Genomic DNA, 15,971 nt, shown 5'->3' with positions numbered 1-15,971 from the left:
CGACATACCGACCGGTCGGCATCATTGGTCGGGTCCTGTTCACACGTCCGTAGGAGCGACGATGGCTTCCGACCACCCGCCAGGCCTCGATCCCGTCCGGCTGCGCGGCCTGCTCGACCGCGAGCGGCCCGGTCTGGTGCGCGGCCCGCTGACCGGCCGGCTGATCGAGGGCGGACGGTCGAACCTCACCTACGCGGTCTCCGACGGCGTGTCGCGCTGGGTGGTGCGCCGGCCCCCGCTCGGCCACGTCCTGGCCACCGCGCACGACATGAAGCGCGAGCACCGGGTGATCAGCGCCCTCGGCCCGACGAACGTCCCGGTGCCGCGCGCGGTGCTGCTGTGCGAGGACGAGGAGGTGCTCGGAGCGCCGTTCTACGTCATGGAGTTCGCCGAAGGCACCCCGTACCGCACCGCGGACCAGCTCGCCCCGCTCGGCCCCCAGCGCACCCGCGAGGTGATCCTGTCCCTGGTGGACACCCTCGTCGACCTGCACGCCGTGGACCCCGAGGAGGTCGGGCTCGCCGACTTCGGCCGCCCCGAGGGCTTCCTGGACCGCCAGCTGCGCCGCTGGGGCAAGCAGCTCGACGCATCCCGCAACCGCGAGCTGGCCGGCATCGACGAACTGCACGCGGCCCTCGGCCGGGCCATGCCCACCTCCCCCGCCCCGGCCGTCGTACACGGCGACTACCGCCTCGACAACGTCCTCATCGGTGCCGACGACAAGATCACGGCGGTCCTCGACTGGGAGATGTCCACGCTGGGCGACCCGCTGACCGACCTCGGTCTGCTGGTGATGTACAGCATCCCGCTCGGCACGGCGGACTCCCCCGTCTCCACCACCGCCGAAGCCCCGGGCCACCCGGCACCGGCCGAGCTGATCGAGCGGTACGCCGCCCGCTCCGGTCGCGATGTGTCCGCGGTCTCCTGGTACACGGCGTTCGCCTGGTTCAAGCTCGCCGTGATCCTGGAGGGCATCCACTACCGCTACACCCTGGGCCAGACGGTCGGCCGCGGCTTCGACCGCATCGGCGACCTGGTCCCCGTCTTCATCGAGCACGGTCTGACCACTCTCCAGGAAGGCTGAGCGACCATGGACTTCGCGTTCGACGCGCGCACCGAGGAGCTGCGCGCCAAACTGCTCGCCTTCATGGACGAGTACGTCTACCCGGCCGAGGCGGTCGCCGACGAGCAGCGGGCCCGGCTCGCCTCGCCGTGGGACACCCCGCCGGTCGTCGAGGAGCTGAAGGCCGAGGCCCGCAGGCAGGGCCTGTGGAACCTCTTCCTGCCCGACGCCGAGTACGGCGCCGGCCTCACCAACCTCCAGTACGCCCCGCTCGCCGAGATCACCGGCCGCTCCCCGCAGCTGGCTCCCACCGCGACGAACTGCGCCGCGCCGGACACCGGGAACATGGAGGTGCTCGCGCAGTTCGGCGACGAGGCACAGAAGAAGCAGTGGCTGGAGCCGTTGCTGGCGGGTGAGATCCGGTCGGCGTTCGCGATGACCGAGCCGGAGGTGGCCTCCTCGGACGCCACGAACATCACCACGCACATCGAGCGAGCCTCCGATGGCACAGACGAGTACGTCATCACCGGCCGCAAGTGGTACATCTCCGGGGCGATGAACCCGGACTGCAAGGTCTTCATCGTGATGGGCAAGACCGACCCGGCCGGGCCGGACATCCGCCGCCAGCAGTCCATGGTCCTGGTCCCCCGCGACACCCCGGGCGTGACGGTCGAACGGGCGATGCAGGTCTTCGGCTACGAGGACCACTACCACGGCGGCCACGCCGAGGTGATCTTCGACCACGCGCGTGTGCCGGTGTCCAACCTGATCGGCGAGGAGGGCGGCGGCTTCGCCATCGCCCAGGCCCGGCTCGGCCCCGGCCGGATCCACCACTGCATGCGGCTGATCGGCATGGCGGAGCGGGCGATCGAGCTGATGTGCAGGCGGGCGGCCTCCCGCACGGCCTTCGGCAAGGCGCTGGCCCAGCAGGGCGTGGTGCACAACTGGATCGCCGACGCGCGGGTGACGGTGGAGCAGCTGCGGCTGCTGGTGCTGAAGACGGCGTGGCTGATGGACACCGTCGGCAACAAGGGGGCTCACACGGAGATCCAGGCGATCAAGATCGCCACGCCGCGGGCGGTCGTCGGCATCCTCGACAAGGCGATCCAGCTGCACGGCGCGGGCGGCGTGAGCCAGGACTTCCCGCTGGCCGAGCTGTACGCGGGCGCACGTACGCTGATGATCGCGGACGGCCCCGACGAGGTGCACCAGCGGTCGCTGGCCCGGCGGGAGCTGAAGAAGTACCTGTAGGAGTCCCTACGGCCGCAGGGCCCGCAGCAGCAGGTCGGCCAGGTGGTCGGCGACCTGCTGCGGGCTCAGCGGCCCGTCGGGGCGGTACCAGGTCGACAGGTGGTGGATGGAGCCGAAGTGGTAGTCCACCACCAGGTCGGCCGGGGTCGCCGTGGAGAACACGCCCTCCCGCTGGCCCTCCTCGATGAGCGCGCGGAACCGCTCGTGGTAGCGGCGGCGTTCCGCGCGCACCTGCTTGTTCTTCTCCGGGCTCAGCTGGTGCATGGACCGCCAGAAGATCATCGCGTCGTCGAGGTTCTCGATGGTTGTCACCACGACGTCGGCGGCGGCGTCCCGTACCCGCTTCTCGACCGGCTCGTCGGCGTCCGCGATCGCGTCGAGCCGCTCCTGCTGGAGGCGCAGCACGCGCGCGTACACCTCGTGCAGGAGGTCGTCCTTGGAGCCGAAGTAGTGATACAGGGCCCCCTTGGTGACGCCGGCCGCCTCGACGATCTCCTGTACCGAGGTGCGGTCGTAGCCCTGCTCGGCGAAGAGCCGGGTGGCGGCGGCCAGCAGCCGCTGCGGCACAGGCGTCCCGTCCGTGTCCGTCGTCCTGGGCACTGCCGCCACCTGCCTTCCGTGATGTCCTACTGACCTTCGTGAGAACGGGAGCGCAACTCCCGACGGAGGATCTTCCCACTCGCCGTCTTCGGCAAGTCGGGCAGGATCTCCACCAGCCGCGGATACTTGTAGGCGGCCAGTCTCTCCTTGCAGTACGCCGCGAGCTCGTCCGGGTCCGGCACGGCCCCCGGACGGAGGCTGATGTAGGCCTTGACGGTCTCTCCCCGGTAGCCGTCGGGCACCCCGACGACCGCCGCCTCGCGCACCGCCGGATGGGTGTAGAGGACGTCCTCGACCTCGCGTGGCCAGACCTTGAAGCCGGACGCGTTGATCATGTCCTTCTTGCGGTCGACGACGTACAGCCACCCGTCGGCGTCCATGAACCCGATGTCCCCGGTGCGCAGCTCACCGCCGGGGAAGGTCTCGGCGGTGGCCTCGGGCAGGCGCCAGTAGCCGGGCACGACCTGGGGCCCGCGGACGACGATCTCGCCCTGCTCCCCGAACGGCACCTCCGCGCCCTCGTCGTCGACGATGCGCACGACGGTGTCGGGCCCGGGCACGCCCACGGCGAGTGTCCCCGAGGCCGGGTCGACGGGCGCCTCACGGCCGGGCGGCACGGAGGCGCAGGGCGCGGTGCACTCGGTGAGCCCGTAGCCGTTGCGGATGTACGGCCCGAACCCGGCCCGGAACTTCTCCACCAGCGCGGGCGGCAGCGGAGCGCCGCCGGAGGAGATGATCCGGAAGGACGAGAAGTGGTCCGGGGTGACCGACGGATGGGCGGCCAGCGCCATGAAGGCGGTCGACGGCCCGACCGTGTAGTGCGGCCGGTGCTCGGCGAACGCGTCCAGCACGGCCCCCGCCTCGAAGCGGTACGCCAGCACCAGCGTGCCCGCGCTGTTCAGACACGCCCCGAACTGGCAGACCATCCCGGTGATGTGGAACAGCGGCGCCATCGCGAAGTACACCGGCGCCTCGGGCAGCCCCAGCCCGGTCCGCTGCCGCTCGGCGTTGTACATGATGTTGCCGTGGGTGTTGGTGGCGCCCTTGGGAGTGCCGCTGGTGCCGGACGTGTAGCTGATCAGCGCGATGTCGTCCGGGCCCGGCGCGCGGCCCTCCGGCGCCTTGTTGCCCGCCCGGGCGACGGCGGTCAGGTCGTCGGCGTCCTGGGCCTGCGCCGACCGCTCGAAGGTCAGCACGCGCACGTCGCCCCGGGTTTGGAAGTCCAACTCACAGGCGGTGAGCACGATCCGCACCGGCGAGTCCGCCGCCGTCTCGCGCAGATACGACTCCCAGGCCCGGTCGGAGCAGATCAGCGCGGCCACCTCGCCGTCCCGCAGCACATGGCGGACCTCCCCCGACTTGTACATCGGGTTGACCGGCACGACCACCGCGCCCGCCTTCCAGGCGCCCAGCACGGCGAGCACGAAGTGCGGCGAGTTCTGCAGCAGCACGGCGACCCGGTCTCCCCGCCGCACGCCCCGCGCGGCCAGGTGCCCGGCTACGGAGTCGCTCAGCTCGTCGACCTCGCGATAGCTCAACCGCCCGTCGAAGTAGGCGAGGAACGTCCGCTGCGGCGCCTCGGCGGCGACCCGGCGCAGGGCGTGCACCAGCGAGGCGTCGGGGCTGATCGGGGCCCGCTGGGCCTCGTCGAGCAGTGCCAGCCAGGGCTTGGCGGCATACCGGGAGCCGGTCACTGGGCCGCCTCCCACTTCTGCTGGAGGTGGTTCATGTTCGTCAGCCAGCGGTCCGGATCTGCGGCCCTCGCCTGGTAGTACCCGGCGACCTCGGGGTGCGGCAGGATCAGGAACCGGTCCTCCTCGATCCCCTTGAACAGCGCGTCCGCCACGTCCTCGGGCTCGACCGCGGTCGGCACCAGCACCAGGTCGCCCGCGCTGCCGGTGGCGGCGAGCATGTCGGTGCGCACGCCCTGCGGGCAGATGGCGTGCACCTTCACACCCCGGTGGCGGTACGTCAGGGACAGCCACTCGGCGAAGGCGTAGGCGCCGTGCTTGGTGACGCTGTAGGGGGCGGCACCGATCATGGTGAGCAGCCCGGCGGCCGACACGGTCGACACGAACCGCCCGCTGCCGCGCTCCAGCCACTCGGGGAGCAACGCCTGGGCGGCACGCACGTGTGCCATCACATTGACGTCCCAGGCCAGCGCCCAGACCTCCTCGGGGGCCGCCTCGGAGCCGCCGGAGCCGACCCCCGCGTTGGCGCAGTAGACGTCCACGACCCCGCCGAGCGCGTCCTTGGCCTCGGCGACGATCGCGGAGGCGTCGCCGGGTACGGCGATGCCGCCGATCTCGTCGGCGACGGCCCTAGCCTTGTCCGCGTCCAGGTCGTTCACGACGACCCGGCCGCCCTCGGCGGCGAACCGGCGGGCCAGCGCGGCCCCGATCCCGCCCCCTGCCCCGGTGACGACCACTCCGGCACCCTGCACGGCTCCCACCATCGGCCTCCTTCGACACGCCACGGCTCGGCTCCGACCCCGGCGGCCAGACTAACCGGTCGGTATGTAGCAAGGGAAGGGTGGGGCAACGCCCTCAGGGGCGCGGGGCTGTGTCGATGTGCGGCTCCGCCGCGTGGGCGCGACCAGCCACAGACGGCCCGCGCCTTCCACACAACCCGCGGGAGCAATAACGTGCACCCCATGCGCCTATCCAGACGGGCCCTGCTCGCAGCGACAACGGCCACAGCATCCCTGCCGGCAGCAAGCCAAGCCATCGCGGCCGAGCGCCGCAGGCAACTCCGCACGGGCTTCGAGCGCCTCGCTGCCCAAGGCTATGCCCTCCTCCACGGCGACCGCGTCGGAATCGTCACCAACCCCACCGGCATCACCAGGGACGTACGCCACATCGTCGACGTGATGCACGCCGACGACCGCGTGAACCTCACCGCCGTCTTCGGCCCGGAGCACGGCTTCCGCGGCACCGCGCAGGCGGGCGGCTCCGAGGGCCGCTACGACGACCCGGCGACCGGCCTGCCCGTCTACGACACGTACGGCAAGAGCGGCCAGCCGCTGGCCGACATCTTCACGGCGTCCGGCGTGGACACGATCGTCTTCGACATCCAGGACGTGGGCGCACGCTTCTACACGTACATCTGGACCCTGTACGACTGCATGGAGGCGGCCCGGCTCGCGGGCAAGCGCGTCGTCGTGCTGGACCGGCCGAACCCGGTGACCGGCAGATCGGCCGAAGGGCCGGTGCTGCACAAGGAGTTCGCCACGTTCGTCGGCCGGGAGCCGATCTCGCAGGCGCACGGCATGACGGTCGCGGAGCTGGCGCTGCTGTTCAACGAGGAGTTCCTGACCGCGCCGGTGCCCCTGGACACCGTACGCATGACCGGGTGGCGGCGGTCGGACTTCTACGACGCCTCCGGCCTGCCGTGGGTGCCGCCGAGCCCCAACATGCCGACGCCGGACACCGCTGTGGTGTACCCGGGCACGTGTCTGTTCGAGGGCACCAACCTCTCCGAGGGCCGGGGCACCACCCGCCCCTTCGAACTGCTCGGCGCGGAGGGCATCGACCGGAGGTGGGCGGCGGCCGCGAACGAACTCGCCCTGCCCGGTGTGCACTTCAGGGAGGCGTACTTCGCGCCCACCTTCTCCAAGTTCCAGGGCAAGACCATCGGCGGCGTACAACTCCATGTGCACGACAGGGCGGCGTTCGACCCGGTCCGCACCGGCATCGGCCTCCTGATCACCGCCAAGCAGACCTGGAGCGGCTTCACCTGGCGCTCCGACAACTGGATCGACAAGCTCACCGGCTCCACCCTCGTCCGCACGATGATCGACGCCGGGGCGTCCACCGACGAGGTGGTGACGGGCTGGCAGCAGGAGCTGGCGGCGTTCCGGAAGATGCGGAGGCACTACCTCCTCTACCGCTGAGCCGCGTGCCATGACCTGGCGGCGGGCCGCATCGGCAGGCCCGCCGCCGCATGAGAGATCACCTATGCGTGGAAAACCGGCTCACCTGTGGGACGTGAACTCCACGACCTGCTGGTACGTCGGCCGGTTCTGCCAGCTGATCTTTCCGTGGCCGATCCCGCCCAGCGCGCGGTGGATGACCGAGTCGGCGCACCACTGGTCGCCCGCCGCGCACTGGTCGTCGCCGGGGTAGACCTGGGCTGCGGTCCGCCCGGCGGCCTCCTTCAGGGTGCTGATCAGCGTGTCCCGGCAGGCGCTGAGGCTGCCGTCGCCGCAGTAGGTGCGGGCGAGCGGCCCCTGGACCTGCTCACCGAGCACCGTACGGATGTCCTTGTCGACATAGCTCCACCACCCGTACTGGAAGGCGCTTCCGGCGTGCGAGCCGGTCGGGCCGTGGGCGGCGGAAGGGGACTCGTCGACCGGCAGGTTGGCGGTGATCGCGGAGAAGAGGTCGCTGCCCAGGCCGGGTTCGAACTCGGCCTTGACCAGCAGCGGCCACCAGGCGTCCAGGATGCGGATCGCGTCGGCGTGGGCGTACGTCTTCGAACCCGCCGAGGTCTCCGTTCGCCGGGATCCCGCCGACACCCACGCCGACAGCTTGCTCACGGCCGCCGCGGCCGTCGGGTCCGTCACCGGCGAACTATTGATCACCTTCAGCAGCTTCGGCAGGACGTCCTCCGCCCGCAGGTCGGCGAGCCCCGCCTCGGCCATGGCCTTCACCAGCGAGGCCCGTGTCACGCCACCGGCCTCGACGAGTTTCCGCACCCGGTCGTCCAGCAGATTGCCGCGGTGCACCGACCCGTTGCCCCAGGGCGCGGCCGTGTAGTCCTCGGCCTGCTTGTTGTTCCAGGAGATGTAGTAGTCCTGGTCGATCGAGTTCGGATGCTGGGACGGCGGGGTGTAGGAGGCGGTGTTGGTGTCCGGGTTCCAGTTCCGCCACTCGTACGCCGGGCGCGCCCAGACCGGGAACTCCGCGTCGACGCCGGCCGCGCGGACCGGGTTGTCGCCGCTGTTGTAGTACGCGGTGTGCTCGGAGTCGGCGTAGAACCAGTTGAAGGTGTAGTTGATGTTCTGCACCGCCCTCTGGAAGCTCTCGGGGCCGGTCACGTAGTCCGGGTCGTTCAGCATCTGGAAGCCGATGATCGAGTCGGCCTCGTGCAGGAAGGACGAGCGCAGGGTGGTGTAGGCGACCTTCTTGCCGCCGACGGTCGCGCGGTGCGTGACGGGGCCGTACTTCGTCCGCCACGCCCGCATCGTGTACGAACCGGCCGCCGTGCCGTCGGCGACGGTCGGCTTCCAGGCGTTCTTCTGCTCGACCTTCTCCATCGGCGTGCAGGTGCCGCGGTAGAGGTAGTGGTAGTCGTCCTGGCAGAGCTCGACGGCGTAGGTGTCGATGATGTCCTGGCCGGAGGTGGTCGCGCTCCAGGCGTAGTCCTGGCCCCGGCCCAGTTCGACGTAGAAGCTCAGGCCCGCGAAGGAGGCGCCGCGGGCGCTGATGCCGGGCCCCTGGATCTCCTGGAGCATCAGCAGCTGCGGGGCGAAGTAGCCGGTCTGCGGGCCGAAGACGGCGATCGGGTGGCCGCTCGCGGTGTGCTCGCCGCTCACCACCAGCGCGTTGGACATCCCGCGCCGGGCGGAGGTGACGGCGTCCGCGGCGGCGTCGGCCGAGGCGTCCGTGGCGCTTGCGGAAGCCGCGCTGCCCGTACGGTCGTACACCAGCTGTTCCTGGGTCACCGAACCGGCGTCGGGCAGGGCCGCGCCCTGCGGGTCGGCGGGCTTCTGGCCGTACGGATAGCTGCCGTCGTGGACGGTGAGGACGGCCTCGGGGTCGTTGCGCATCCGGAAGGACTCCCACACCCTGGTGCCCTCCGCCACGCCGTACTTGGACTGCGCGGCGAGCAGCGAGAGCGCGTTGTTGACCTCGCCTCCGCCGCCCGCGCCGAACAGCGCGCCGACCACGGAGGCCAGCGCGACCAGGTCGGTGGGCCTGAACTTCTCGATGGTGCCGGCGTTGGTGATGGAGTCCTTGTGGCCGGTCAGGACGTACTCGCCGGGGAAGTAGCGGCCACTGTCGGAGGCGTCGATATAGGCGTTGATGCCGTCGACGTAGGCGTTGACGTCGGCCAGTGCCAGCCGGCCGCGCTCGCCGTGCGCGGCGACGGCGTTGTCGATCTGTGCCTGGAGGTCGGCCTCGGTGTAGGGCGCGCCGCGCCAGAACTGCTGCTCCAGGCCCTGGTTGGCGGGGGCACCGCCCGCGAAGGAGGTCAGCTGTCCGCGTCCGACGTGGCGGAAGACGTCCATCAGCCACAGCCGGTCCTCGGCGGCCGCATAGCCGGCGCCGAACTCCGTGCCGTATCGAGTGGTACCGGTGATGTGCGGTACGCCCGTCTTCTTGTCGCGGACGATCGTCACATCGCTGCGCCCGGCCGGCCGGACGGTGGAGGCCACCTGGTCGGCGGGGACCCCGAAGGACGCGTCGTTGAAGAAGGTGCTGATCGTGGCGTCGGTGAGGGCGGAGTACCCGGTGGCCAGTTTCGCGTACGGGCCGAGCTGGTCGTCGGCGTGCGCGGGCCGGGTGCCGAAGACCTGGTGGAGCAGGATCTGGGCGAGGGTGGCATTGCCGTTCTGGCCGGGCGGCAGGATGTCCGAACACTGGCCGCCGCAGTGGTCGTCGACCACCGCCGCTTCGGCGGCCGGGGCGGCCGTAGCGGCCACCGCTGGGGAAAGCGGGGACAAAAGACCGGCAATCAGGACGCATACGGAAGCGGTCTTCAGGAACCCGAGGGATCTGTGGGGAGTTCTCAGTCTGTCTAGCGCGTTACGTGGGGTGCGCCGTGGCATGGCAGCTCCTCCCGACACGGGGTGGGCCGGACGTTACCGCCGGTATCCCCGACTTTGAAGATGAACATGCGTCACTTTCATGGGTCGCACGGACCGACCGAGGACGGTCGTCGTCCCACGAGAGGACAACGAAGGACGACGGAGGACATCGGATGGAGCCGAATCGCTGGTCGATACGTCTATTCGGCGACGTCCGTACGACGACGCCGAAGTGACCGAAGTACAGGTGCAGGTGTGACGGAGGTGCAGGGCGATGGCCGGTTTCCGGAGTCTGGCGAGACAGGTACGCGACCCCCGGTGCGATCTGGCGCTGCGGCGCTATTCGCTGCGCAAGTGCCTTGAGCGGTTCGCCCCCTACGGGCACCGGGCGACGTGGGACCACTTGTGCACCCGGGCCGGGTTCGGCCCGGAGGACCGTTCTCCTGATCCGGCGCGGCTCGTGGCCGCGTTGGAGGAGCTGGAGGAGGCGCGGGCGGTGTGGCTGGCCTATGAGGTCGAGTTCGCCGAGCGCCGCAAGAAGGAGAAGCACGACGGGCTGCGCCGACCGGGCACGGTGGACGACTGGCACCGGCTGACCTGGGGCGGGTTCGGGGTCGCCTGGTGCGACGACCCCGAGGTGCACCCGGACGAGCCGCTGGCGGAGGTGCTGCGGCGGCTGATCGCCGCGCTGGAGCGCGAGCCGGGATCGGCGTGCCCCGTCTGTGACGGGGAGCGCCTGGTGTGGCAGTACGACCTGGACCACGAGCCCTCGTCGGGCCCGGTCTGCACGGACTGCGGAATCCTCGTCCCGCGCCCCGTGCTCACCCCCGAGGCCCTGGCATACGCCAGGCGCGAACGGCTGCTGATGTCCGCCTAGTTCATGGGGGGCGGTGCGAAGGGGATGCCGCGCCGCTCCCGATCCCGACGGCGCGGGCCGGGCGCCCAGCGGACCGTAGCAGCCGGTAATCCGGTCGCACCACCCTTTTCGGTTGCGGACAGTTGGTGGCGATGAGAGCACCCAGCTGAGCAACCGAGGAGTCCCCGCATGTCGACGCTGCGCGTCACCGCCGAAGTGCTGACCGTCCACGAGCATCCGAACGCCGATGCGCTCGACCTGGCCCAGGTGGGCCTGTACCGAGCCGTCGTCGCCAAGGGCGCGTACCGCACCGGCGATGCCGCTGTCTACATCCCGGAACAGGCCGTGCTCCCGGCCGAACTGATCGAGGAGCTGGGGCTGACCGGACGACTGGCGGGCGGCAAGTCCGACCGGGTCAAGGCGGTACGGCTGCGCGGGGAGCTGTCGCAGGGCATCGTGTGCCGGCCGAAGGCGCTGGCGGACGTCGACCTGGCGGCTGCCGCGGCGGACGGGACCGACTTCGCGGAGCTGCTGGGCATCACCAAGTGGGTGCCGCCGATACCGCCCACGATGAACGGCGACATCGAGTCCGCGCCCGACCTGCTGCCCTGGGTCGACATCGAGAACATCCAGCGCTACCCGGACATCTTCACGCCCGGTGAGCCCGTGGTACTGACCGAGAAGCTGCACGGTTCGGCGTGCCTGGTGACGTATCTCGCCGACGCGGACCGGGTGTTCGTCTCCTCCAAGGGCTTCGGGGCGAAGTCGCTGGCGCTGCAGGAGGACCCGCGCAATCTGTACTGGCGCGCGGTGCGCGGGCACGGCGTCGCCGAGGTCGCGGCGCGGCTCGCCGAGCGACTGGGGGCGCGGCGGGTCGGCATCTTCGGTGAGGTGTACGGCGCGGGGGTGCAGGACCTGACGTACGGCGCGGACGGGCGACGCGACACGCTGGGGTACGCGGTGTTCGACGTGTCAGCGGAGATCGACGGGCAGGTGCGGTGGCTGGACGCGGCGGAACTGCTCGGCGGGGAGCTGCCGTTGGTACCGCGGCTGTTCGCCGGAGCGTACGACATCGAACGGGTACGGGAGTTCGCCTCGGGCCGCGAGACCGTGTCCGGGCGGGAGCTGCATCTGCGGGAGGGCGTGGTGATACGTCCGGCCGTGGAGCGGTACAGCCCGGTGACCGGGGGGCGGGCGATCGCGAAGGCGGTGAGCCCGGCGTATCTGACGCGGAAGGGCGGGACCGAGTACGAGTGATCGCCGGGGGCGGTGCCGGTGAGACGCTGATGGGCAACCCCCGGCGCTACGGGTTACCGCCCGCGGCCGCCTGCGGCGGGCGCCGGGTGGGTGCGGCAGCGCGCGTCGCCGCGCAACCACCCCTCGCGCACGGCATTCCCACGGCTCCTGCTCCCGTCTGCTCGGCGCCGCGGCTATCCGGCGTTCGGGCGTTCCACCAGCAGGCGCGAGCCCGCCAGGCGTTCGCCGAAGGCGTCGTCGGGGTTGGACAGGACGCAGGTGTCCAGGGAGAGGCAGCCGCAGCCGATGCAGTCCGTGAGGTGGTCGCGCAGCCGGTTGAGCTGCTTGATCCGCTGGTCCAGCTCCGAACGCCAGGCCTCCGACAGGCGCGCCCAGTCGTCCCGGGTGGGCGTGCGCTCCTCGGGCAGCTCGGCGAGCGCCTCACGGACCGTGGCCAGCGGGATGCCGACCCGCTGGGCGGCCCGGATGAAGGCGACGCGGCGCAGCGTGTCACGGGAGTAGCGGCGCTGGTTGCCCGCGGTGCGACGGCTGCTGATCAGGCCCTTGCCCTCGTAGAAGTGCAGGGCCGAGACGGCGGCGCCGCTGCGGGCGGCGAGCTGGCCGACCGTGAGCTCGTGGATCTTCTCGTGAATCTGGGGCACCCCTCGAAGCCTACCGAGTCCCTGCCGGGGCCCGGTCCGTTGACAGGGGCCCGCACCCCTACCATGCTAAGCAGTTGCTTAGACATAGGCATCTGACTTCGCTACGCGAAAGGCCGGGACATGGCAGAGCCGAGGATCTTCACATCCGTCGACGAGCTGAAGGCGGCGGTGGGCGAGCAGCTGGGGTACACCGACTGGCTGGAGATCGACCAGAAGCGGATCGATCTGTTCGCCGAGGCCACCGGTGACCACCAGTGGATCCACGTCGACCCGGAGAAGGCCGCAGCGGGCCCCTTCGGCACGACGATCGCGCACGGCTACCTCACGCTCTCCCTGCTGCCGCTCTTCGGACCGCAGCTGATCGGCGTCGAGGGCATGCAGATGGGCGTCAACTACGGCACCAACAAGGTCCGTTTCCCCGCCCCCGTCCCGGTCGGCTCCCGGCTGCGCGCCACCGCGCGGATCACCGGAGTCGAGGACGTGACCGGCGGCGTCCAGGTGAGCGTCGCGTTCACGGTGGAGCGCGAGGGCGGGGACAAGCCGGTGTGCGTGGCCGAGTCGGTGTCGCGGTACTACCTCTGAGCGGCACACACCGCCGAGCGGCACCGTCGCTGAGCGGCGCTTACCGCCGAGCGGCTATTTCCGTGCCGCCGGTGCCTTCTGCGCCCCCACCATCCGCAGCACGAGGTCGGCGTACAGCGCGCCGACCTCGTCGGGCGTCCAGGGTCCCTCGATGTTGAACCAGCGGGCCACGTCGATGCACAGCGACAGCACCGCGAGCGTCGTGCCCCGCACGTCGAGCACCTCGAACTCGCCCGCCGCGATGCCGTCCTCGATGATGCCGCGCACCTCGGCGTCGCACTGCCGGCGCAGCGCGACGATCTCCGCGCGCGCCTCGGGCCCGAGGGAGTCCAGCTCGTACTGCACCACACGCGCGGTGGTACGCCCCCCGGCGTGCCAGCGGACGAAGGAGCTCACCGCGTCGGCGAGCCGCTCGGTCGCGGTGCCCTCGCGGCGGGCCGCCGTGCGCAGGATGTCGAGGGCCCGCTCGTGGCCGATCCTGCTGATGCGGTGCAGCAGCTCTTCCTTGGTCTTGTAGTGGATGTAGAGCGCGGCCGGGCTCATCCCGGCGCGGCCCGCGATGTCACGGGTCGTCGTGGCGTGGTAGCCGCGCTCGGCGAAGGCCTCCACGGCGGCGACCAGCAGTCGCCGGGCCGCCTCAGGGGTGACCTCGGCCCACGGCTGCATCTCGCCGCCGGCCGTCTCCTCCGCCGTACTCATCGCTCGCTCGCCCCTCTCGCTGCCGGAGGCACCACCATACCGCCGAAGAATGAGCGAGCGCTTAGCGAGGCCGCTCAGAACTTCTGCCCCACCTCCTGCCGGTCCCGGATGACCTTGGCGAGGGTGAAGGCGGACGTGACGAGATAGAGGACGGCGATACCGAGGAAGGCGCGCACCCAGGGGTCGGCGTCCAGCTGGAAGATGCCGATGGCGGTCGCGGCCAGGGCGACGGCGAACGACGCGACGGCCTGTCCGTAGAAGGCGGCCGTGTTCTGCTGCTTGACCGGTGTGTCAATCATGGCCACCAGCATGTGCGCGCGTGGCCCGCACCACATCCGCTCAGATACTCAGATACTCAGAAACTCCGATCAGAATGCCGAAACCCCCGTCAGCGCCCGCCCGATGAGCAGCTTCTGGATCTGGCTCGTGCCCTCGTAGAGGGTCATCACGCGGGCGTCGCGCAGCAGCTTGCCGACCGGGTACTCGTCGATGTAGCCGTAGCCGCCGAAGACCTGGAGGGCGTTGTTGGCCGCGCGCACGGCCGCCTCCGAGGCGAACAGCTTGGCCTTGGAGGACTCGGTGGTGAAGGGCAGGCCGCGGTCGATCAGGTCGGCGACCCGCCAGGTCAGCAGCCGGGCCGCGTCGACGTCCACGGCGATGTCGCTGATCAGCTCCTGGACGAGCTGGTGATGGGCGATGGACTTGCCGAACTGCTCGCGCTCGCCCGCGTAGTGAACCGCCGCGTCCAGGGCGGCCTGGGCCAGGCCGACACAGCCCGCCGCGACCGACATCCGCCCCTTGGCGAGGGCGGACAGGGCGACGGAGAAGCCCTTCCCCTCCGGGCCGAGCATCGCGGCGGCGGGGACGCGGACGTCGTCCAGCACCAGTTCGGCGGTGGCCTGGCCGCGCAGGCCGAGTTTGCCGTGGACGGTACGGCGGGTCAGTCCGGGTGTGTCGGTCGGGACGAGGAAGGCGGAGACGCCCTTGTGGCCGGGCGCGTCGGTGGAGCGGGCGAAGAGCAGGACGACGTCGGCCCAGGTGCCGTTGGTGATGAACATCTTGGCGCCGTTGATGACGTAGTCACCGCCGTCGCGGACCGCCCGGGTGGAGAGGTTGCCCGCGTCGGAGCCGGTGCCCGGCTCGGTCAGGCCGAAGCAGCCGACGTACTCCCCGGAGGTCAGGCCCGGCAGCCAGCGCCGCTTCTGCTCCTCACTCCCCCAGGCGGCGACGGTCTTGGCGACCAGGCCGAGGGAGACGGAGACGATGCCGCGCACGGAGGAGTCACCGCGACCGAGTTCCTCCGTGACCAGGCAGTACGCGAGATGGTCGCCGCCGCTGCCGCCGTACTCCTCGTCGATGGTCAGGCCAAGGAAGCCGACCTCGCCGAGCTTCTTGACGATCCCCCGGTCGACGTTCTCCGCGCGGTCCCAGGTGATGACGTGAGGTGCGATCTCACGGTCCACGAAGTCCCGGGCGAGCTGCCGTACGGCGGTCTGCTCCTCGCTGAGCTCCAGGTTCATGACACATCACCCCACACATGGACGCCACATCTTGAACGTCGTACATTTAAATTAGCACTGCTAGTTTCCGACTCGACCTTACTATGTGCGCCATGGCCCGACCGCGCAAGCCCTTGCTCAGCACCGACCGGATCGTCGAGGCGGCCCGGGCGCTGGTGGACACGGAGGGCCTCGCGGCCGTCTCCACCCGGCGGCTCGCGGCCGAACTGGGCGTGAGCGGGCCGTCCCTCTACAACCACTTCCGCACCAAGGACGAGATCCTGGAGGCGGTCGCCGACTCGGTGAGCGCGCAGGTCGACCTGTCGATGTTCGAGGACGGCCGGGACTGGCGGACCGCGCTGCACGACTGGGCGGTCTCCTACCGGGCCGCCCTGCGCGACCACCCGAACATCGTCCCGGTCCTGGCCCGCGGCCCCGGCCGCCGCCCGGCCGCGCTGCGGCTCGCGGACGCGGTCTACGGCGCGATGGTCGACGCGGGCTGGCCGCCGGCGCAGGCCACGTCCATCGGCGCGCTGATGCGGTACTTCATCATGGGCTCCGCGCTCGGCTCGTTCGCCGGGGGCTTCGTGACCGACGAGAGCGCGTACGACCCCGCCGACTATCCCCACCTCGGGCAGGCGCACCTCCTCGCCGAGCGGCAGGAGAAGATCGACGAGCGGGCGTTCGAGACGGGCCTCACGGCGCTGCTGGACGGGTTGGCGCGACAGTACGCGCAGGTCGGGCGGGCCACCTAGCGCGTGTTGCGAAAGCA

Annotated in this window: 15 protein-coding genes; 7 read left to right on the top strand and 8 right to left on the bottom strand. The window is 70.9% G+C overall.

From position 1 onward, the window contains the following. The first annotated feature begins 61 nt into the window (after positions 1-61). Both HJD23_RS34185 and HJD23_RS34180 read left to right on the top strand, forming a co-directional pair. Positions 62-1,084, top strand: a complete 1,023-nt coding sequence (locus HJD23_RS34185; RefSeq protein ID WP_171113300.1) for a phosphotransferase family protein — start codon at positions 62-64, stop codon at positions 1,082-1,084. A gap of 6 nt (positions 1,085-1,090) precedes the next feature. After that, positions 1,091-2,314 (top strand): acyl-CoA dehydrogenase family protein, encoded by a 1,224-nt coding sequence (locus HJD23_RS34180; RefSeq protein WP_171113298.1) that lies wholly within the window; start codon positions 1,091-1,093, stop codon positions 2,312-2,314. 6 nt (positions 2,315-2,320) lie between these two features. On the opposite strand, the gene HJD23_RS34175 is transcribed toward HJD23_RS34180, so the two are convergent. The 3 genes from HJD23_RS34175 to HJD23_RS34165 are packed head-to-tail and all read right to left on the bottom strand — an operon-like array spanning position 2,321 to position 5,369. After that, a complete protein-coding gene (locus HJD23_RS34175; RefSeq protein ID WP_171113296.1) occupies positions 2,321-2,914 on the bottom strand; it encodes a TetR/AcrR family transcriptional regulator in 594 nt (197 codons plus the stop codon). A 26-nt stretch (positions 2,915-2,940) separates the two neighbouring features. Then, positions 2,941-4,608 (bottom strand): AMP-binding protein, encoded by a 1,668-nt coding sequence (locus HJD23_RS34170; RefSeq protein ID WP_171113294.1) that lies wholly within the window; start codon positions 4,606-4,608, stop codon positions 2,941-2,943. Beyond that, positions 4,605-5,369, bottom strand: a complete 765-nt coding sequence (locus HJD23_RS34165; protein WP_171113292.1) for an SDR family oxidoreductase — start codon at positions 5,367-5,369, stop codon at positions 4,605-4,607. Before HJD23_RS34165 ends, HJD23_RS34170 begins: the two co-directional genes overlap by 4 nt. A 198-nt stretch (positions 5,370-5,567) precedes the next feature. Between HJD23_RS34165 and HJD23_RS34160 the strand changes: the two genes are divergently transcribed. Then, entirely contained in the window at positions 5,568-6,806 is a 1,239-nt protein-coding gene (locus HJD23_RS34160) for a DUF1343 domain-containing protein (protein ID WP_171113290.1), read from the top strand. Between the two features lie 81 nt (positions 6,807-6,887). On the opposite strand, the gene HJD23_RS34155 is transcribed toward HJD23_RS34160, so the two are convergent. Next, positions 6,888-9,686 (bottom strand): penicillin acylase family protein, encoded by a 2,799-nt coding sequence (locus HJD23_RS34155; RefSeq protein WP_171113287.1) that lies wholly within the window; start codon positions 9,684-9,686, stop codon positions 6,888-6,890. A gap of 253 nt (positions 9,687-9,939) precedes the next feature. Between HJD23_RS34155 and HJD23_RS34150 the strand changes: the two genes are divergently transcribed. Then, positions 9,940-10,542, top strand: coding sequence for a hypothetical protein (locus HJD23_RS34150; protein WP_171113285.1), 603 nt, complete (start codon positions 9,940-9,942; stop codon positions 10,540-10,542). Between the two features lie 168 nt (positions 10,543-10,710). Then, a complete protein-coding gene (locus tag HJD23_RS34145; RefSeq protein ID WP_171113283.1) occupies positions 10,711-11,778 on the top strand; it encodes an RNA ligase (ATP) in 1,068 nt (355 codons plus the stop codon). 173 nt (positions 11,779-11,951) lie between these two features. Here the strand turns inward: HJD23_RS34145 and soxR are convergent, their stop codons facing one another. Further along, complete coding sequence (soxR, locus tag HJD23_RS34140) at positions 11,952-12,419, bottom strand: redox-sensitive transcriptional activator SoxR (protein ID WP_171113281.1); 468 nt, start codon at positions 12,417-12,419, stop codon at positions 11,952-11,954. Positions 12,420-12,539: 120 nt separating this feature from the next. Here soxR and HJD23_RS34135 point away from each other — a divergent pair, with 120 nt between their 5' ends. Continuing rightward, positions 12,540-13,001: a MaoC family dehydratase gene (locus HJD23_RS34135; RefSeq protein ID WP_171113279.1), complete on the top strand. Its 462-nt coding sequence runs from the start codon at positions 12,540-12,542 to the stop codon at positions 12,999-13,001. 54 nt (positions 13,002-13,055) lie between these two features. Here HJD23_RS34135 and HJD23_RS34130 read toward each other — a convergent pair whose 3' ends face one another. From HJD23_RS34130 to HJD23_RS34120, 3 genes are all read right to left on the bottom strand, one after another. Next, positions 13,056-13,700 carry a TetR/AcrR family transcriptional regulator gene (locus HJD23_RS34130; RefSeq protein WP_171113277.1) on the bottom strand — a complete coding sequence of 215 codons (645 nt, stop codon included), beginning with the start codon at positions 13,698-13,700 and terminating at the stop codon, positions 13,056-13,058. 74 nt (positions 13,701-13,774) lie between these two features. Further along, the gene (locus HJD23_RS34125) at positions 13,775-13,999 is read right to left on the bottom strand and encodes a YiaA/YiaB family inner membrane protein (RefSeq protein ID WP_171113275.1); all 225 of its coding nucleotides are present in this window, start codon (positions 13,997-13,999) and stop codon (positions 13,775-13,777) included. A 69-nt stretch (positions 14,000-14,068) separates the two neighbouring features. After that, positions 14,069-15,220: an acyl-CoA dehydrogenase family protein gene (locus tag HJD23_RS34120; RefSeq protein WP_171113273.1), complete on the bottom strand. Its 1,152-nt coding sequence runs from the start codon at positions 15,218-15,220 to the stop codon at positions 14,069-14,071. 83 nt (positions 15,221-15,303) lie between these two features. Between HJD23_RS34120 and HJD23_RS34115 the strand changes: the two genes are divergently transcribed. Beyond that, the gene (locus HJD23_RS34115; protein ID WP_171113271.1) at positions 15,304-15,954 is read left to right on the top strand and encodes a TetR/AcrR family transcriptional regulator; all 651 of its coding nucleotides are present in this window, start codon (positions 15,304-15,306) and stop codon (positions 15,952-15,954) included. The last annotated feature ends 17 nt before the right edge of the window (positions 15,955-15,971 follow it).

The sequence above is a fragment of the Streptomyces sp. Z423-1 genome, assembly GCF_013009255.1.
In the GTDB taxonomy this organism is placed as follows: Bacteria; Actinomycetota; Actinomycetes; order Streptomycetales; family Streptomycetaceae; genus Streptomyces; species Streptomyces gossypiisoli.
This window is presented reverse-complemented; position numbering and strand designations above follow the sequence as displayed.